The sequence below is a fragment of the Bacteroides nordii genome (genome assembly GCF_019930665.1).
GTDB lineage: Bacteria > Bacteroidota > Bacteroidia > Bacteroidales > Bacteroidaceae > Bacteroides > Bacteroides nordii.
This window is the reverse complement of record NZ_CP082886.1, coordinates 1,245,258-1,263,460: the sequence shown is the minus strand read 5'-3', so window position 1 is coordinate 1,263,460 and position 18,203 is coordinate 1,245,258. Positions and strand designations below refer to the sequence as shown.

The 18,203-nt window shown below is 45.3% G+C and carries 18 protein-coding genes; 13 read left to right on the top strand and 5 right to left on the bottom strand.

Annotation, left to right across the window (positions count from 1 at the left end):
- Window positions 1–31: 31 nt before the first annotated feature.
- From K8P02_RS04770 to K8P02_RS04710, 13 genes are all read left to right on the top strand, one after another.
- Entirely contained in the window at window positions 32–310 is a 279-nt protein-coding gene (locus K8P02_RS04770) for a tetratricopeptide repeat protein (RefSeq protein ID WP_025867701.1), read from the top strand.
- A gap of 21 nt (window positions 311–331) precedes the next feature.
- Entirely contained in the window at window positions 332–559 is a 228-nt protein-coding gene (locus K8P02_RS04765) for a 4Fe-4S dicluster domain-containing protein (protein ID WP_002561679.1), read from the top strand.
- A gap of 12 nt (window positions 560–571) precedes the next feature.
- The gene (locus K8P02_RS04760) at window positions 572–1,651 is read left to right on the top strand and encodes a 3-methyl-2-oxobutanoate dehydrogenase subunit VorB (protein ID WP_007484986.1); all 1,080 of its coding nucleotides are present in this window, start codon (window positions 572–574) and stop codon (window positions 1,649–1,651) included.
- Window positions 1,652–2,059: 408 nt separating this feature from the next.
- Window positions 2,060–2,824 (top strand): thiamine pyrophosphate-dependent enzyme, encoded by a 765-nt coding sequence (locus K8P02_RS04755; protein WP_002561682.1) that lies wholly within the window; start codon window positions 2,060–2,062, stop codon window positions 2,822–2,824.
- Window positions 2,825–2,844: 20 nt separating this feature from the next.
- Window positions 2,845–3,387, top strand: coding sequence for a 2-oxoacid:acceptor oxidoreductase family protein (locus tag K8P02_RS04750; RefSeq protein WP_002561683.1), 543 nt, complete (start codon window positions 2,845–2,847; stop codon window positions 3,385–3,387).
- Window positions 3,388–3,535: 148 nt separating this feature from the next.
- Entirely contained in the window at window positions 3,536–5,602 is a 2,067-nt protein-coding gene (locus K8P02_RS04745; protein WP_025867702.1) for a putative porin, read from the top strand.
- Window positions 5,603–5,617: 15 nt separating this feature from the next.
- Window positions 5,618–6,448, top strand: a complete 831-nt coding sequence (locus K8P02_RS04740) for a transporter substrate-binding domain-containing protein (protein WP_025867703.1) — start codon at window positions 5,618–5,620, stop codon at window positions 6,446–6,448.
- A 397-nt stretch (window positions 6,449–6,845) separates the two neighbouring features.
- On the top strand, window positions 6,846–7,832 hold the full coding sequence (locus tag K8P02_RS04735; RefSeq protein ID WP_223382077.1) for a Gfo/Idh/MocA family protein: 987 nt from the start codon (window positions 6,846–6,848) through the stop codon (window positions 7,830–7,832).
- 65 nt (window positions 7,833–7,897) lie between these two features.
- A complete protein-coding gene (locus tag K8P02_RS04730) occupies window positions 7,898–8,341 on the top strand; it encodes a VOC family protein (protein WP_002561687.1) in 444 nt (147 codons plus the stop codon).
- 504 nt (window positions 8,342–8,845) lie between these two features.
- Window positions 8,846–9,367 (top strand): RNA polymerase sigma factor, encoded by a 522-nt coding sequence (locus K8P02_RS04725; protein WP_002561688.1) that lies wholly within the window; start codon window positions 8,846–8,848, stop codon window positions 9,365–9,367.
- Window positions 9,364–9,789 (top strand): hypothetical protein, encoded by a 426-nt coding sequence (locus K8P02_RS04720; protein ID WP_025867704.1) that lies wholly within the window; start codon window positions 9,364–9,366, stop codon window positions 9,787–9,789. Before K8P02_RS04725 ends, K8P02_RS04720 begins: the two co-directional genes overlap by 4 nt.
- 40 nt (window positions 9,790–9,829) lie before the next feature.
- Window positions 9,830–10,294: a DUF4252 domain-containing protein gene (locus tag K8P02_RS04715; RefSeq protein WP_007484980.1), complete on the top strand. Its 465-nt coding sequence runs from the start codon at window positions 9,830–9,832 to the stop codon at window positions 10,292–10,294.
- 21 nt (window positions 10,295–10,315) lie between these two features.
- Entirely contained in the window at window positions 10,316–11,206 is an 891-nt protein-coding gene (locus tag K8P02_RS04710; protein WP_007484979.1) for a hypothetical protein, read from the top strand.
- 272 nt (window positions 11,207–11,478) lie between these two features.
- On the opposite strand, the gene K8P02_RS04705 is transcribed toward K8P02_RS04710, so the two are convergent.
- The 5 genes from K8P02_RS04705 to lpdA form a co-directional block, all read right to left on the bottom strand.
- Window positions 11,479–11,973 carry a flavodoxin gene (locus K8P02_RS04705; RefSeq protein WP_025867705.1) on the bottom strand — a complete coding sequence of 165 codons (495 nt, stop codon included), beginning with the start codon at window positions 11,971–11,973 and terminating at the stop codon, window positions 11,479–11,481.
- A gap of 192 nt (window positions 11,974–12,165) precedes the next feature.
- A complete protein-coding gene (locus tag K8P02_RS04700) occupies window positions 12,166–14,202 on the bottom strand; it encodes an alpha-ketoacid dehydrogenase subunit alpha/beta (RefSeq protein WP_002561693.1) in 2,037 nt (678 codons plus the stop codon).
- Window positions 14,203–14,531: 329 nt separating this feature from the next.
- On the bottom strand, window positions 14,532–15,869 hold the full coding sequence (locus tag K8P02_RS04695) for a dihydrolipoamide acetyltransferase family protein (protein WP_025867706.1): 1,338 nt from the start codon (window positions 15,867–15,869) through the stop codon (window positions 14,532–14,534).
- Window positions 15,870–16,053: 184 nt separating this feature from the next.
- Window positions 16,054–16,788, bottom strand: a complete 735-nt coding sequence (locus tag K8P02_RS04690; RefSeq protein ID WP_025867707.1) for a lipoate--protein ligase family protein — start codon at window positions 16,786–16,788, stop codon at window positions 16,054–16,056.
- On the bottom strand, window positions 16,788–18,137 hold the full coding sequence (gene lpdA, locus K8P02_RS04685; protein WP_223382075.1) for a dihydrolipoyl dehydrogenase: 1,350 nt from the start codon (window positions 18,135–18,137) through the stop codon (window positions 16,788–16,790). The genes K8P02_RS04690 and lpdA overlap by 1 nt, the downstream gene beginning before the upstream one ends.
- Window positions 18,138–18,203 lie beyond the last annotated feature (66 nt).

The following is an 18,203-nucleotide window of genomic DNA, read 5'->3' as shown; positions in this document are numbered from 1 at the left end:
TTGTGGTGCAAACTCTGAAACTCATTTAAATATGAAACAATTGGAGACCATAAAAGAGCTTATCAATCAGGGAGATATAAATAAAGCAATTGAAGCCCTTGATACTCTTCTCACTCAAACGGACTTCGCCCCCAAAGACGAAGTTTACTACCTGCGGGGCAATGCCTACCGAAAGCAAGGTAACTGGCAGCAAGCCCTCAACAATTATCAATCCGCCATCGAGATTAACCCCGAAAGTCCTGCCTTGCAAGCTCGCAAGATGGTAATGGATATTCTGGAGTTCTATCACAAAGACATGTATAATCAATAAACGTAATAAAATCGATAGATTATGGCAAAAATTAAAGGAGCAATCGTGGTCGACACGGAGCGTTGCAAAGGTTGCAACCTGTGTGTAGTGGCTTGTCCGCTCGATGTAATATCACTCACCAAAGAGGTGAATGTAAAGGGGTACAATTATGCCCGCCAAGTATTGGAAGATACCTGCAACGGATGCAGTTCGTGTGCAACGGTCTGTCCGGACGGATGTATCTCTGTGTATAAAGTTAAAGTAGATTAGCAAATTATTATTATGACAGAAGAAGTAGTATTAATGAAAGGTAACGAAGCCATCGCCCATGCAGCCATTCGCTGTGGTGCCGACGGATACTTCGGTTATCCTATTACTCCGCAATCGGAGGTATTGGAAACGCTGGCCGACTTGAAACCGTGGGAAACCACCGGTATGGTAGTGCTCCAGGCAGAGAGTGAAGTAGCAGCTATCAATATGGTATATGGCGGTGCCGGAAGTGGGAAAATGGTGTTGACCTCCTCTTCAAGCCCTGGTGTCAGCCTGAAACAGGAAGGCATCTCTTATCTGGCAGGAGCCGAACTCCCCTGTCTGATCGTAAACGTAATGCGCGGTGGTCCTGGTCTGGGAACCATCCAGCCAAGCCAGGCAGACTATTTCCAAACAGTGAAAGGTGGTGGACATGGCGACTATAAACTGATTGCACTTGCCCCGGCTTCTGTACAGGAAATGGCCGACTTCGTTGGGCTCGCTTTCGAACTGGCCTTCAAATACCGTAACCCTGCCATCATCCTTGCCGATGGTGTTATCGGACAAATGATGGAGAAAGTAGTATTGCCACCGATGAAACCCCGTCGCACGGATGCAGAAGTAATCGAACAGTGTCCATGGGCCACTACCGGTAAAACCAAAGACCGTAAACCCAATATTATCACTTCGCTCGAACTCCGCCCCGAAGAAATGGAAAAGAACAACATCCGTTTCCAGGCAAAATACCGCGTAATCGAAGAAAACGAAGTGCGCTTTGAAGAAATAGACTGTGAAGATGCGGAATACCTGATTGTAGCATTTGGCTCTATGGCACGTATCGGACAGAAGGCAATGGAGCTGGCACGTGAAGAGGGTATCAAAGTAGGTATGCTTCGTCCTATCACTCTGTGGCCGTTCCCCACAAAAGCTATTGCAGCGTATGCCGATAAGGTGAAAGGTATGCTTGTTACTGAGTTGAATGCCGGACAAATGATCGAAGACGTACGCCTGGCAGTAAACGGAAAAATAAAAGTAGAACACTTTGGCCGTCTTGGTGGTATTGTGCCCGATCCGGACGAGATTGTGAGTGCACTGAAAGAAAAAATCATGTAAAGTAGAATTTACGATTGGACGATTTACGAATTACGATCTAGGGAAAATGAATCATGAAAGTAAAGCAGTAAATCACGGAAGTTAAAGAAGTAAATCAAAGCCCCCAATCGTAAATCGAAAATCGTCTAATCGTAAATAAAATAAAGATGAATCCCGATAAAATAAGAAACGTATTGAATATACTTTTCATCATACTCGCTTTAGCGGCTATTATCGTTTACTTTGTAGCAGACGATTTCAAGATATTCATATACGTATGCGGTGCGGCAATCTTTGTCAAGCTGATGGAGTTTTTCATACGATTCACCAACAGATAAGGAGAAAGTTAACAAAAAGACAAGATGCAGGATGGTAAATCCACTTGTCAAATTGTCAACTTAAACCTCATCAACCAAAAAAAATTAAGTTATGACTAAAGAAGAAATAATCAAGCCCGAGAATCTGGTTTATAAAAAACCGACTCTGATGAATGATAACGCCATGCATTACTGCCCGGGTTGCAGTCACGGTGTGGTACACAAGCTCATAGCCGAGGTCATTGAAGAGATGGGAATGGAAGATAAAACCGTTGGTATCTCTCCCGTAGGTTGTGCCGTTTTCATTTACAACTATCTCGATATCGACTGGCAGGAAGCAGCCCACGGACGTGCCCCTGCATTGGCAACAGCCATCAAACGCTTATGGCCGGACCGTCTGGTATTCACTTACCAGGGCGATGGTGACCTTGCCTGTATCGGTACAGCCGAAACAATCCATGCACTCAATCGCGGTGAGAATATCACTATCATCTTCATCAACAATGCCATATATGGTATGACCGGTGGACAGATGGCTCCAACAACCCTTGTGGGTATGAAAACCGCCACTTGCCCTTACGGACGTGATGTAGACTTGCACGGATATCCTCTGAAAATTACTGAAATTGCTGCGCAACTGGAAGGTACGGCATACGTTACCCGTCAATCCGTACAATCGGTTCCTGCAATCCGTAAAGCAAAGAAAGCGATCCGCAAAGCATTTGAAAACTCTATGGCTGGCAAAGGCTCCAACCTGGTAGAAATTGTTTCTACTTGTAGTTCCGGCTGGAAAATGACTCCCGAAAAGTCTAACAAATGGATGGAAGAACATATGTTCCCATTCTATCCGCTCGGTGACTTGAAAAATAAAGAATAATGCTAAAAACTGAAAAAACAATGAAAGAAGAAATAATTATAGCAGGATTCGGTGGACAGGGAGTACTGTCTATGGGAAAAATTTTAGCTTACTCCGGACTGATGGAAGGCAAAGAAGTAACCTGGATGCCAGCTTACGGACCGGAGCAACGCGGTGGAACTGCCAACGTAACGGTGATCGTAAGTGATGACAGAATCTCCTCTCCGATTCTAAGTCAGTATGACACAGCTATCATATTAAACCAGCCTTCGCTCGAGAAGTTTGAGAACCGTATCAAGCCGGGCGGAATTCTTATCTACGACGGATACGGAATTATCAACCCACCTACCCGCAAAGACATCAAAGTATACCGCATTGATGCTATGGATGCAGCCAATGAAATGAAGAATGCCAAAGCATTCAACATGATCGTACTGGGTGGCTTACTGAAACTACGTCCTATTGTAACGCTGGAAAATGTTATCAAAGGATTAAAGAAAACTCTCCCCGAACGCCATCATCACCTGATACCGATGAATGAAGAAGCCATCAAGAAAGGGATGGAACTGATCAGGGAGGCTTAATTTAATTGAAAGTTGAAAATTGAAAATTGAAAGTTACTATGCAGCATGGCAGCGCAGCTAACTTTCAATTTTCAATTTTCAACTTTCAATTAATTAAGGTTTCAACTCTGTAAGCTTCAACTTTTTTGTCGTATATTTGCGCCCAATTATGAAACGAATCCTACTTACATATATACTACTCTTTATCGTAGGTCAGTTGGCTATCCAAGCGCAAGTCAACCCAAACAATCCGTACGGAGACCGACAGGATGAATTTGGCAATATCGTAGACCAATATGGCAACCAGATAGACCCTGCCATGCGTCCCCAAAGTCTGGATAGCGCAAATGTAGAAATCCAGGGACTTCCACCCAAACTTTACATGTGGCGTGTCAGCGAAAATCTGGGAAACGTAACCCGTATTCCTGCCGATACAGCCCGACTTAACTACCAGAATGCTAATCTGACAGAAGGTATGACCGGACACTATAACTACTTAGGTAACATGGGTGCTCCACGTATGTCTCGTATCTTCTTTGACCGGCAGGCAGCAGAACCAACTATCTTCATGCAGCCATATTCTTTCTTCTTCGTGCGGCCTGATGAATTTAATTTTACCAATAGCAATGTTCCATATACGAATCTGACCTATAACAAAGCAGGTAACAAAATAAACGGAGAAGAGCGTTTCAAATCTTATTTTTCGGTGAATGTCAACAAGCGGCTTGCTTTCGGCTTCAACATCGACTATCTGTATGGACGCGGATATTACAACCATTCAAGTACCTCATACTTCAACGCAGCTCCCTTTATCAGTTATATGGGAGAGAAATATGAAGGGACTTTGCTGTATAGCTACAACTACCTGAAGAACAACGAGAACGGAGGTATAACGAACGACGATTATATCAAAGATCCCGAGGGTGCAGCAGAAGGTGGAAGAGTGTATGAATCTACCAACATGCCGACGGTGATGAATACAGCCACTTCCCGTAATACTGACAGTTATGTATTCCTGACGCAACGCTACAAACTGGGATTCCATCGCGACCTCCCTCAACAGGAAAATGATACGTTGCCTCCTCAACAAGAGTTTGTGCCCGTCACCAGTTTCATTCACACGATGCAGGTGGAATGGACGAAGCGTAAATTTACGTCCAACGACCAACTGAAAGATTATTACCAAAATACGTACATCAAACCGGGACAACCTTATGTGGTGGATGATTCCACCTCCTATATCGGCATAAAGAATACATTTGGAATCTCCCTGCTCGAAGGTTTTAACAAATATGCCAAAGCCGGGGTCACTGCCTTCATATCGCATAAACTCAGTAAATATGAACTGATGAATGCAGACTCTGTCAGTAAAGATCACTATACAGAAAATGAGGTTTTTGTAGGTGGCGAGCTGGCTAAGCGACAAGGGAAAGTACTCCACTACCACGCCATAGGTGAAGTAGGCTTATTGGGAAAAGCCATCGGACAATTCAACGTAAAAGGAGATATCGATCTGAACTTCCGTTTGGGCAAGGATACGGTGAGCCTGATAGCACGCGCGTCTGTCAGCAACACACTGCCCTCGTTCTACATGCGCCATTATCACTCCAAACACTTCTATTGGGACAATGATAACATGGACAAGGAATTTCGTACCCGCATAGAAGGAGAACTAAACATCGACCGTTGGAAAACGCATCTGAAAGCAGGCGTAGAGAATATCAAGAATTATACTTACTTCAACCAGCAGGCAGTGCCCGAACAATTTGGAGGCAACGTACAGGTAGTTTCGGCTACTCTGGCACAAGACTTTCGCCTCGGCATTCTCCATCTGGACAATGAAGTGACCTGGCAGAAATCAAGTAACAGTACAGTGCTTCCGCTCCCCACTCTCTCGTTGTACCACAATCTTTACCTCGACTTTAAACTCGCAAAGAAAGTATTGAGTGTGCAACTGGGTGCCGATGTACGCTACTTCACTAAATATTATGCTCCGGCCTATATGCCTGCTACCGGACAATTTTACCTTCAATCGTCCAAAGATCAGGTAGAGATAGGTGCTTATCCTATTGTCAATGTATATGCCAATCTGCACCTGAAACGGACACGTTTCTTCGTCATGATGTATCACGTGAACGACGGACTTATAAATCGACCGAACTCGTTTTATGCTCCCCACTATCCGATCAATCCACGATTGCTAAAGTTTGGAGTTTCCTGGAACTTCTACGATTAATGACCTCATGAACCTATGAAACCAATAAAACGGAAATATCTGAAATACCTGTTAATGGGAGTCATATGCTTTCTGGTACTTTGGCTCTGGCCACAGAAGAAGGAGAAAGAGAACGGACATCCGCGAGACTATGCCGAGATCATTGCAAGCGGCATTCTCCATGCAGCAACAGAATACAATTCTATCAGCTTTTACGTGGACGGCGATACGGTGACTGGCTTTCACTACGAACTGATAGAAGCCTTCGCCCGGGATAAGGGAATCCAGGCACAGGTATCTCCAGTGATGAGTTTCGGGCAACGGTTGCAAGGATTAGAAACAGGAAAGTATGACGTTATCGCCTACGGCATCCTGGTGACCAGCGAACTCAAGGACTCTTTACTTCTCACTTCCCCCATCATTCTAAGCAAACAGGTGTTAGTTCAACGTAAACCTGTATCCGAGTACGATTCACTCTTTATCAAAAATCAGCTCGATCTGGCAGGGCGGACACTCCATGTAGTAAAAGGTTCGCCATCCATCCTCCGCATTCGTAATCTGGGAAATGAGATAGGAGATACGATTTACACCAACGAAGTAGAAAAATACGGTTCGGAACAGCTGATAGCAATGGTAGCTCACGGAGATATCGATTATGTCGTGTGTGACGAAAGCATCGCCCGGACAGCGGCAGATTCGCTGCCACAACTTGACATCAGTACGGATATCAGCTTTACACAATTTTATTCATGGGGTGTCAGCAAGCAATCACCTGTATTACTGGACAGCCTCAACTCCTGGCTTACAAAATTCCGTGAAGGAAAAGAATACAAAAAAATCTACCGAAAATACTATGGCAAAGAGTAGGAAGTGATTTGCAAGAGAATAAAAGGTGAAAAGCCAGGCTTTGACATTTCAATGTCGTATATTGGTCAATGAATTCATAAAGGAGACTCAGTTAAACTACACATAAAGGAGGGGCACTACGCGCTCTCCTTTTTTTATGCACATACGTCATAGAAAGCCTGCGAGCTGGATACTTCATGCTATTTCCCCGGTACTCGTCAAAAGTTTCCCAATATGTTACGGTTTGTTTCCCGGTATGTTATGGTTCATATCCCAGTATGTTACGATAGAAATACCACTGTGCTATGATGCAAACAGCGTTTTCTCTCAAAAGGAATGCTTTTAAGTTAAGAATCAATAAATATGCTCTTGACAGAAAAATATCCTTATCTTTGTGATCGTAAAAAAACAGATAGGTATGAGTGAAAAGATTATTAAATGGGGCTTCATCGGTTGCGGTGAAGTGACAAAGAAGAAAAGCGGCCCTGCGTTCCAAAAGGTGGAAGGCTCTGAGGTGGTGGCCGTAATGAGTCGTGACGGCTCCAAAGCAAAAGCTTATGCAGAGGAAAGAAGTATCAGGAAATGGTATGACGATGCTCAGGAGCTTATTGATGATCCGGAGGTAAACGCCATCTACATTGCCACTCCCCCTTCCTCTCACGCCACATACGCCATCATGTCAATGAAAGCCGGCAAGCCCGCCTATATAGAGAAACCAATGGCCGTCACTTACGAAGAGTGTACCCGCATCAACCGTATCTCACGTGAAACGGGCGTTCCTTGTTTCGTGGCTTACTACCGTCGCTACCTGCCCTACTTCATCAAGGTAAAACAGCTTGTGGAAGAAGGTGCTATCGGCAATGTAATCAATATACAAATCCGTTTCGCCCAGCCTCCCCGCGATCTGGACTATAACCGCGACAACCTACCCTGGCGGGTGCAGGCAGACATCGCCGGAGGTGGTTATTTCTATGATCTCGCCCCTCACCAGATAGATTTATTGCAGGAGATGTTTGGTTGCATTCTCGAAGCCAGTGGTTATAAAAGTAACCGTGGCGGATTGTATCCGGCAGAAGACACATTGAGTGCCTGCTTCCAGTTTGACAACGGACTGGTAGGGAGTGGTTCCTGGTGCTTCGTTGCACATGAGTCTGCCAAGGAAGACCGTATCGAAATTATCGGTGACAAAGGTATGATCTGTTTCTCCGTCTTTTCATTTGATCCCATTGCACTACATACGGAACGAGGACGGGAAGAGATACATATCGAAAACCCCGAACATGTACAACAACCGCTTATTCAGGCAGTGGTAGACCATCTGTTAGGAAAATCAATCTGTACATGCGACGGCGAAAGTGCCACACTTACCAATTGGGTGATGGATAAGATACTGGGGAAGATATAAAAGTCATTGCTAATGAATAATCCTGGAAACACACGTATAAGAATAACTATAAAAATTCGACAACAATGAAATTTAGTAATGTAAGATTATTAGTTAAGGATTTTGCTAAATGTTTTAAGTTCTACTCTGAACAACTTGGATTGGAACCGGCTTGGGGCGATGAGAACAGTGGATATGCCAGTTTTAAGGTAGCAGACGGAATAGAAGGATTTGCCCTTTTTGTATCCGATTGGATGGCACCGTCTGTAGGTAATGCGAATAAAGAGCTGCCTGTTGGATTCCGAGAGAAATCACTCGTATCATTCAGTGTAGACAATGTTGACGATACTTATACAGCGTTGAAAGAAAAGGGTGTGGTATTTGTTAATGAACCTACCAATATGGCTGATTGGGGGATGCGCACAGTACATTTGCGCGATCCTGAAGATAATTTAATAGAACTTTTTTCACCATTAGCTCCGGAACAATGTAGTGAAGAGCTAATAGAAGAATGCAAAAAATACGAGTAAAGAGTTTTTCTCTTACAATAAAGCGGGGAATCTCATAACTATCTGAGATCCCCCGCTTTATTGGTATAACATGGTTTTCAAGTATATCAGAATAGGATCTGCCAACAATAAAAGTTAAGTATTTGCCAAACGGTTACCCAATCGTTACCTCTACCATTGTTTATCCTTGCTTAAAGACTCCTATTCAACAGCTTATCAGCAAATGATAGTTTGATAATAGGAAGTGGTACTTCAAATTTAGTTCATACTATGACAACATTTTATTAAAACGCAAATGATCGCAGATTTTCGCAGATTAAATGGCTGCGCTATACTTAAGCGATGATATGCTTTGCGTGAATCTGTGAGTTTCTGCGTTTCAGTAAGAGTATCCTATAATTTTAAACGATTACTTAATAAAAAAGACTGTAACAGAGACAGAAAGCAACCTATCTTTCCAGTTTACTTAAAAAAGTTCTATCTTTGATGTCACGTTTCTCCTCTCCCTCCGTCTTATTGATGTAAATGGAACTCAAACAATTTAAAATAGACGTGCTACCCCTCCGCGAAAAGTTATTAAACTATGCGCGGAAATTGACAGAAGATCCCTCCGATGCCGAAGACGCAGTGCAGGAAGTCATGCTGAAGCTATGGAATATGCGCCAGAGACTGGATGAATACCGCAGTATCGAAGCCTTGGCCATGACCATGACGCACCACCTCTGTATGGATATCTGGCGGGCCCGACGCCCGGACGCCCTTTCACTGGATCAGGTGCAAGCCCCCAGCCAATCGGCCACTCCGGAGCGACTACTCGAAGAGAAAGATGAATTCCGCCTGATGCGCGAAATCATCGACTCACTACCCAGTCTGCAACGTACCATCATACAAATGAAGGACGTGCAGGAATACGAAACAGACGAGATTGCGGAAATCACCGGATGTAATCCTGAAGCTATCCGCAGCAACTTGTCCAGAGCACGAAAGAAAGTTAGAGACATTTACCTGCAAACCATACAAGAAAGGAAAAGGAGAAACGAAGCATGAATATAGAAGAATTATTAAATAAATACTTTGAAGGTGAAACCTCTTGCGAAGAAGAACGCGAACTCAGACACTTCTTCACCCAGGGAATCGTACCGGAACACCTGAAAGAATACAGCCCCCTGTTTGCTTTCCTTGAAAAAGAAAACAGGCAAGCTAAGGTCACCGATACAGAGCCCGCTACAAAACAAAGAAAACTCCGTCGCCACGCCATCTATACCCTGAGCGGAATTGCCGCCGGACTGCTTCTGCTACTGGGCATTGCCGGTATTCACCGTCACCTCAACGCCATGCCCGACAGCTACGTCATCATCGACGGTAAGTGCTACACGGACGAAAATCTGGTGCGCGAACAAGCTATGGCAGCCTTCCGCAATGTAAGCCTCGACGAAGATGAACTTCTCGACAGCCTCTTTGGTGAATAGAAACAGTAGTAAACTATCAAAAAAAATAAAAAGAACCTATATGAATACAGTCATTCGCACAACACTTATCATCCTGCTATTAGCTGCCTTCCCGGCCAGTATAAAGGCGCAGGAAGATCTGCACAGTGCTTCCGTATTTCAGAAATACGGCAAGCAAAAAGGTGTGACGATGGTAGAATTGTCCCGAGACATGCTGGACTCCTACCGTATCGACCTATACAGAAGTCTGGTTTTCAAAGATGTGACAGAAGCATTGCCTTATATACTGGATTGTTTGGAGAAAGACCAGAAAGAAGGAACCATGAAAAAAATACAAGAGATCATCGAAGACGGTAAACTGCTGACTGCCTATTACCAACTCACTCAGGTGAAAAAAGGCAAAGAGAAGCTGAACCGTTTCCTCCTGTTCAAGATCGGGAAGAAAAACAGCGCTACCTTAATCTATATCGAAGGCAATCTGAATTCGGACGAGCTTGTAGCACTCTTATTCCAAAGAAGAAACTAAAACAATAAAAACGATAAAGACATGAAAAAGATCATTTTAGCATGTATGATGCTCTTCCCGTTCATGGGTATTGCAGCACAAGAAAGCGAAACCAGAAAACAAACGACCGTAAACACTTCCGGCGACTCTATCATTATCCTGAAGGGAGAAGGTAACGTGAAAATCAAAATCTATGAAGAGAATATCTGTAACGGCACCAGACAGGAAGAGAAGCTTTTTGAAGGCGTCTACCTCACCCGTATCGACTCTGACCGCCCAAGCATATTGGATGCGCTCCCCTTTGCACCGAAAAAGCGCAACCGCTTCGACCCACATTCCAGTGGTTTTTATATGGGATTCAGCCGTCTCACAAGCGATTTCTATAGTTTCGGCCCCACCGGAAAAGCATCACTGGATGCCGGTAAATCCTGGGAAATCGGTGCCAATCTTTTCTCCAGCCATATTGCTCTGACCCGTGATCGTCACTGGGGAATGACCTTCGGGCTGGGTTGGGGATATACTTCTTTCCGTCTGGACGGCAATCAGGCTTTCCTGAAAGCAGAAGGCAGCACGGGTGTCTTTGACGGAGATGAGGAAACGATGTATAACAAAAGCCGTCTGCGCTACTTCCATTTTCGTATTCCTATCTCTATCGAATGGCAGACAAGAATCAACGGACGTCGCCCCGTATTCTTCGCTGCCGGACCGGAAGTGGAAATACGCCACGGTGTGAAATCAATGGCAAAAGTAAACGGACACAAAGAGACACTGGGTAAAGGCATGTATGTACACCCGGTAGGCATCAACCTGTTGGCACAAGCTGGATACGGCAGCCTGGGCTTCTATCTGCGCTATTCTACCTACGGGCTCTTTGAAAAAGGAAAAGGACCGGATGTATCGCCAATGGCTTTCGGTATTTGTTGGTATTGGTAGGGAGAGAGTGATTAGTGATTAGTGATTAGTGGTAAGTGATTAGCGATAAGTGATTAGCGATAAGTGATTAGCGATAAGTGATTAGCGATAAGTGATTAGCGATAAGTGATTAGCGATAAGTGATTAGCGATAAGTGATTAGCGATAAGTGATTAGCGATAAGTGATTAGCGATAAGTGATTAGCGATAAGTGATTAGCGATAAGTGATTAGTGGTCTGCGCAATCGTTGCCATAGCGCAGCCCACTAATCGCTAATCACTTATCACTCATCACTACTTTATAATCTCCTTACACCACTCCCTCACCCGCTTGTCCGTCAGTTCCGCCTGATTATCAAGATCAATAACCAAGCCACACCATTGATTGCCACGCAGTGCACGAGACTTATTAAATTTATATCCCTCTGTAGAAGTAAAACCAACCAGGGTGGCTCCGTCTTCTTCAAAAACATCTGCCAGTATGCCCATACCATCTACAAAGTTATCAGGATACTTTGCCTGGTCACCCAGGCCAAAGATGGCTACTTTCTTTCCCTTCAGTTGAAGTGTCCTCAGCTCCGGCAGAAGTTCATCCCAATAGGTAGGCAGTTCCCCGTCAAACCAGGTAGAAGCTCCCACAATCAAATAGTCGTATGCTTCAAAATCATTCTGCCAGGCGTTCTCTACAGAGACTACCTCAACTGCATCACCCAACTCTTTTTGTATCTTTTTTGCTACCAAGGCCGTCTTATCCGAATTGGCAGCGTAAATCAATGCTATCTTTTTCATATAAGTAGTACTTTAAATTTAGTTCATACTATGTGACAGCGTTTTATTGAAACGCAAATGATCGCAGATTTTCGCAGATTAAATGGCTGCGCTATACTTGAGCGATGATATGCTTTGCGTGAATCTGCGAGTTTCTGCGTTTCAATAACAGTATCATATAATGATGAACGATTATTTATCAATCTATCTTTCTTAATATTCCAATAACTCTTTTGCTGTTGCATATATCTTTTCTTCATCGGGCAAAATAGCACGTTCCAGTACCGGATGGAACCCAACCGGCGTAAATGTGGAACCTACACGACGGATAGGGGCATCAAGATGCCTGAACATCTCCGTCCCAAGAGTAGCAGCTACCTCGGCACCAAAGCCTGAAAAGACTTTATCTTCGTGTACCACCAATGCCTTGCTGGTTTTCTTTACCGATTCAAAGATAGTCTCTTTGTCTAACGGGATCAGTGAACGAAGGTCGATCACTTCCACTTCCCATCCGCTTTCCTTCGCCAGGCGTTCGGCTACGTTAAGGCAAAAATGGGTAGTATTGCCATAAGTGATAATACTCAGATCGGAGCCTTCACGACGGATACGGGCCTTACCAAAAGGTACCTCAAAATCTTCGGGCACAATGGCTGAGGCTTCTACTGAATTGTACAGAGCTTTCGGTTCAATAAATAAAGTGAATCCCCGCGAACGCATACTTGTACGAAGCAGTCCGGCCGCATCATCGGCAAAAGAAGGACATACGATCCGCGCTCCGGGAAGGGTGGTAAGAGCTCCTTCTATGTTTTGGGAGTGATACAGTCCGCCACCGATATAACCACCCGAAGCTAATCTCAGGGTGATATTGGGAACAAATTTTCCGTTGCTTCGCCAGTACTCGTGTGTACACTCTACGTACTGCTCTACGGCCGGCCAGAAATAATCGGCAAACTCAGCACCTTCTATCACAACATGTATCTTCGGGTCGAAGCGACACATACCATTGGCCGTACCTACGATATAATCTTCGGCAATCGGTGCACTGAATACACGGGCATCGCCAAACTCCTGTTGCATGCCTTTGGTGACATTAAATACGCCTCCTTTTTCTTTGTTTGCCACATCCTGTCCCCAGATAAAGGTATCGGGATTGCGCCTGAACTCAGACTTCAGTGTTTCATTAATAGCAGTCACCATAAAAGCCTTCTCTCCTTCTACCTCCTTGTGAGTTCCATCCGGATACTTCTTCGGTTCATAAGGTTCCGGCAGTACAAAGTCAAAAATCGACTTCGGATCGGGATCGGGAGCAGCAAGTGCTTTGCGATTGGCAGCACTAAGCTCTTTTTTCGCTTCGGCTTCTATCTTTTGCAAATCCTCTTCCGAGAGTCGTTTGTAACGGAGCAACATCCGGCGGAATTTCATCAGCGGATCGGCATCTTTCACATAGGTAAGTTCGTTCTCATCGCGGTAAAGGGTATGCTTGTCCGAATTGGAATGCGAACCGATACGGACACAATTGGCATGCACAATCACCGGGGTGCGATTGGCAATGGCAAACTCACGGGCTTCGGTCATCGCATTCATAGAGTCGAACACGTCTTTGCCGTTACAATGAATGATTTTCAGATTCTTAAAGCCGGAGAAGTTATCGGCAACTTTACGGTTGGCAGTCTGCTCATCTTTCGGGACAGAGATACCATAACCATTGTCCTGCCATACAAAGATAACAGGCAGGCGCTCAAGACTGGCCCCATTGACAGCTTCGTAAACAAAGCCCTCGGAGGAGGCCGATTCGCCATGCGAAGTGATCGCAACACCCCGGTGGCCGTAGTAAACCATAGCCCGGGCTACGCCTGCGGCATGCAAGTCGTGTGTACCGGTGGCAGAAGAGACATTTTCAATGTGCCACTCCGGTTTGGCGAAGTGATTGGACATGTGACGACCGCCACTACCGGGGTCGGTAGCTTTGGAAATGCCGTTTAGAATCAGTTCCTCTACGCTCATTCCGGCAGAAAGAGCGGTAAGCATATCGCGGTAGTATGGGAAAAGAAAATCTTCTCCTTTGGTGAAAACCTGCCCGATGGCTAACTGAATGCCATCATGCCCGGCATAAGGGGCGTGGAAAGACCACCCTAAAGATTGCAACAAATAAGACGGTGTTTTCTCGTCGAGTGCACGTCCTAAAGTCATCAGATAGTACCATTTACGAAGCGTGGCTTCGTCAGTAGTCTTAATATCATATTTCTTCATAAATCTTTTTTTGTGCTTCCCGCACGGGGAGGTGCGGCAGGCGATGATTGTATATTAATGGGGGTATCAATGTGTATTTTTATTTGACATTTAGGGGATACTTCGAGGGAGGCTTCGGGAGGGGGTGTTGTGACACACTGATGTCATGCTCGGTGACATCAAGGATGTCATGCCCGGTGACATCAGGGATGTCATACCCGGTGACATCAGTGTGTCATGACTGGTGACACAGGTGTGTCATGACTGGTGACACAGGTGTGTCATGACCGGTGACACAGGTGTGTCATAACAGCATCCCCAAAAAGCTGCTCAGAAGTACCACAGGGGCATTATTCTGAGGTGAAACGCTCTAAATAATCTGCTATAAAATGGAGGAAGTTACCCCCTAATGAGCCATCTACTACCCGGTGGTCATAAGAGAGAGACAGGTACATTTTATGCCGGATAGCGATCACATCTCCTTCGGGAGTTTCTTTTACAACCGGCTTCTTCTCAATACTTCCCACACCCAGGATAGCGACCTCCGGCTGATTGATTACCGGAGTACCAAAAAGCATCTTAAATGTACCGTAGTTGGTGATTGTAAATGTTCCGCCACTAATCTCGTCAGGAGTCAGCTTATTATTGCGGGCTTTAAGTGCCAGTGAGTTTATGCTCAGTGCCAGTCCGTTCAGGTTCAGGCGGTCGGCATCATGGATGACAGGTACAATCAGATTACCGTCATTCAGCGATACGGCAACCCCGATATTGATGTGCTTCTTAAACAGTATATTGTAACCGTCAACAGATACATTCACCTGCGGATAAGCAACCAATGCTTTAGCCACCGCCTCTGTTATGACAGGCATATAAGTCAGCTTCACACCCTCCCGACGGAAGAATGCATCTTTATTCTTCTCACGCCAATGAACCAGCCGGGTCACATCAACTTCGACTACATTGGTTACGTGTGGAGAAACTTTCTTCGACATTACCATATGATCGGCGATAATCTTACGGACAAAATCCATAGGCTTCACTTCCACATCCGAAGTGGACCTGGCTACCGGAGCAGGCGAGACAACCGGTGCAACCGGAGCAGTGGTAGCAGCAGATACAGGCGAAGTAGCCGGAGCTGTACTCACCGGAGCCTCTTTGGATATAGCGGCTGCTTGCTGAACAGTAACTTTAGGCGCAGCAGAACTACCACTCTTCTTCCGGGCAATGTAATCTTTGATATCTTTCTTACTCAACCGCCCCTCATAACCTGTACCGGGAATGGTATCCAGTTCTTCCCTCTGAATTTTTGCTTCCCGTGCCAGCTGTAACACAACGGGCGAGTACCAACGCTCTTCTTCGGCTTTCACAGCTTTCTCCTGCGGAGAGTCAGAAGTGGGTATTCCGCTTGATGGTTGCTCTGTTTCGGTTTCTTCCTGTTCGCCTTCTCCACCCATATCTACAAGGGCAACCACAGTTCCTACCGGCACTGTATCGCCTTCTTTAAACAATATCTCTACCACCTTGCCGGCTACGGGAGACGGAACTTCGGCACTCACTTTGGCAGTGTTTACCTCAAACAACACATCGTCTTCCTGAATGACGTCGCCTACTTGTACCGACCAGGATATAATGGTACCTTCAGTGACACTCTCACCCAATTTGGGCATCTTTATTTCAAACTTTGGCATATAACTTATTCTTTTATTATTATTGACTTATATAGATTAAACAACCTTCCGGATTAGAAAGTTCCGAGTTAATAGTTTATAGTTGTTATCACCCCGCACAATAACTGTCCACTGTCAATTGTCCACTGTCAATTGTCCATTGTCCACTGTCAATTGTCCACTGTCAATTGTCCATTGTCCCCTGTCAATTCCCCCAAATCCACGCTTCCGTAGCATACTTCCCACGCTTCAGCCGTTCAATAGCTTCTATATCATTACGGGTAAAATGATAGATAGGATTCTCTCCATTCTCACTCAGAAAGTAATGAAACAGGAGCCGTAGAAAGCGTCGCATATCCGGAGGTTGTTGCAAATGCCTGCACACATTGGTCACTTCACTTTTTACTGACGGCACAGCGCGCACTATGTGAGAACCGGGAGCCAGTACTTCCGGCTCCGACCTGCCATTGAGCGAGGCATTCAATGCCTCGATGTTTGTAGAAAAGAGGAGTGTGCAGTGATACATCACTCTGTTTTTGTGGATACACTGTGCACTACCGGATATCTTCTGCCCGTCGATATACACTCCTAAGCGACTGTCCGCACTGGCAGTGATCCCTACTGTTGCCAGAAAATCAATGGTCTGTTGCAGATAATAGTTGAAGTCGGGCTGAGTAGCAGTCTCTATGAAAGTGAGGTTGACATTTCCCGCATCGTGATAAACTGCACCTCCACCGGAGAAACGGCGGGCAATCCTCACACCGTACTGCTGCGTGTAGTCCGTATCCACTTCTGCCTCCACACGCTGGTGTTTGCCGATAACCACCGTAGGAGTTGCCTGCCAGAGCATGAAATAGTTCTCACGCTTCTGCTTCAACAGATATTCTTCTGCTGCCAGATTGAAATAGATATCCGTACAGCGGTTGTCTATGCAGAACATCAGGCAAAAAGGGTTTCATGGAAAATCTCTCCCACCGTGGGGTGAGGAAATACGTTCTTCTTAAACTCTTCTACCGTATATCCGTGCTCGATGGCAATACCTGCCACTACAATTAGTTCCGAAGCCGGATTCCCCAACAAGTGACAGCCGATGATATGCTCATCTTCATCAAGAATCAGTTTGCAAAGCCCATTTCCCAATTCATTCTCGGCAATAAAACGCCCGGAGTAGACCATTGGTAACTTCTGTACCCGGTAACTCACCCCTCCGGCAATCAGCTCTTCTTCCGTCTTCCCCACCCCCGCAAGTTCGGGATTGGTATAAACTACTCCGGGAATGTAGTCATAGTTCATCTTATCTTCTACGCCCAAAATGTGGTTAATAGCCACCTCACTCTCACGGATGGCAGTATGTGCCAGCATCGAATGGCCTGTAATATCACCACAAGCATATACATGCGGGTGAGAGGTTTGCATGTGCTCATTTACTTTCACCCCACTACGGTGTAGCTCGATGTTCAGTTTATCAAGCCCCACCTGGCCTATATTTGCTTTACGTCCCACGCTTACTAATATCTTATCTGCTTCAAGTACAGTTGTTTTCCCGTCTCTCTCTACTGTAACTCCTGCCTTACCCACTTCAATCACTTTTGTATTCAGATAGAAATTAACACCCCGTTTCGTATAGTCTGCCCGGAGCATGGCGCTGGTTTCTTTATCCATCGCACCCAGAATTTCGGGCATCATCTCGACCACTGCTACCCGCACTCCCATACTGTTGAAGAAAGAGGCGAACTCCATACCGATTACGCCACCACCAATGATGACGAGTGACCGGGGGAGCTGCGTCGACTCCAGGGCTTCTTTTGAAGTCCAGTAATCTACATCCGTAAGCCCCTTTATCGGAGGAATCACCGTATCAGAGCCCGTACAAACCATCAGATAGGTCACCTCATACGATTCGTCCTCACTGCTAATGTGTATTCGCCCATCCTTCTCCCCCACTATGAGGGCTTCATGCTCCACAATCGTTACACCGTAGGAAGTTACCGTCATTGTCACTCCTCCCGTCAGCTTCTTCACTGTCTTGTCTTTGCGGTTGATAATCTTTTCCATATCAAACGCGGGAAGCCCGGAGACGGAAACACCATACTTGGATGCTCCTTTTATATTATCCAGCACTTTGGCGGAGTACAATAATGTTTTGGTTGGGATACATCCTTCGTTAAGGCATACCCCTCCCATTGCTTTTTTCTCAAACAGTACGGTTCTCAGACCGTTGGCCCCTGCACGCTCGGCAGCGGTATATCCGGCGGGACCTCCGCCAATGATTGCTATATCAAATTTCATACGCTGATTGTTTTTAAATAAAATATGATATAACAACAAATAAAAGAAGAACTTGGTTGCCGGGAA

Coding starts and splice junctions, on each gene's coding strand:
- K8P02_RS04770 (WP_025867701.1), top strand. CDS start 32: ATGAAACAATTGGAGACCATAAAAGAGCTTATCAATCAGGGAGATATA.
- K8P02_RS04765 (WP_002561679.1), top strand. CDS start 332: ATGGCAAAAATTAAAGGAGCAATCGTGGTCGACACGGAGCGTTGCAAA.
- K8P02_RS04760 (WP_007484986.1), top strand. CDS start 572: ATGACAGAAGAAGTAGTATTAATGAAAGGTAACGAAGCCATCGCCCAT.
- K8P02_RS04755 (WP_002561682.1), top strand. CDS start 2,060: ATGACTAAAGAAGAAATAATCAAGCCCGAGAATCTGGTTTATAAAAAA.
- K8P02_RS04750 (WP_002561683.1), top strand. CDS start 2,845: ATGAAAGAAGAAATAATTATAGCAGGATTCGGTGGACAGGGAGTACTG.
- K8P02_RS04745 (WP_025867702.1), top strand. CDS start 3,536: ATGAAACGAATCCTACTTACATATATACTACTCTTTATCGTAGGTCAG.
- K8P02_RS04740 (WP_025867703.1), top strand. CDS start 5,618: ATGAAACCAATAAAACGGAAATATCTGAAATACCTGTTAATGGGAGTC.
- K8P02_RS04735 (WP_223382077.1), top strand. CDS start 6,846: ATGAGTGAAAAGATTATTAAATGGGGCTTCATCGGTTGCGGTGAAGTG.
- K8P02_RS04730 (WP_002561687.1), top strand. CDS start 7,898: ATGAAATTTAGTAATGTAAGATTATTAGTTAAGGATTTTGCTAAATGT.
- K8P02_RS04725 (WP_002561688.1), top strand. CDS start 8,846: ATGGAACTCAAACAATTTAAAATAGACGTGCTACCCCTCCGCGAAAAG.
- K8P02_RS04720 (WP_025867704.1), top strand. CDS start 9,364: ATGAATATAGAAGAATTATTAAATAAATACTTTGAAGGTGAAACCTCT.
- K8P02_RS04715 (WP_007484980.1), top strand. CDS start 9,830: ATGAATACAGTCATTCGCACAACACTTATCATCCTGCTATTAGCTGCC.
- K8P02_RS04710 (WP_007484979.1), top strand. CDS start 10,316: ATGAAAAAGATCATTTTAGCATGTATGATGCTCTTCCCGTTCATGGGT.
- K8P02_RS04705 (WP_025867705.1), bottom strand. CDS start 11,973: ATGAAAAAGATAGCATTGATTTACGCTGCCAATTCGGATAAGACGGCC.
- K8P02_RS04700 (WP_002561693.1), bottom strand. CDS start 14,202: ATGAAGAAATATGATATTAAGACTACTGACGAAGCCACGCTTCGTAAA.
- K8P02_RS04695 (WP_025867706.1), bottom strand. CDS start 15,869: ATGCCAAAGTTTGAAATAAAGATGCCCAAATTGGGTGAGAGTGTCACT.
- K8P02_RS04690 (WP_025867707.1), bottom strand. CDS start 16,788: ATGTTCTGCATAGACAACCGCTGTACGGATATCTATTTCAATCTGGCA.
- lpdA (WP_223382075.1), bottom strand. CDS start 18,137: ATGAAATTTGATATAGCAATCATTGGCGGAGGTCCCGCCGGATATACC.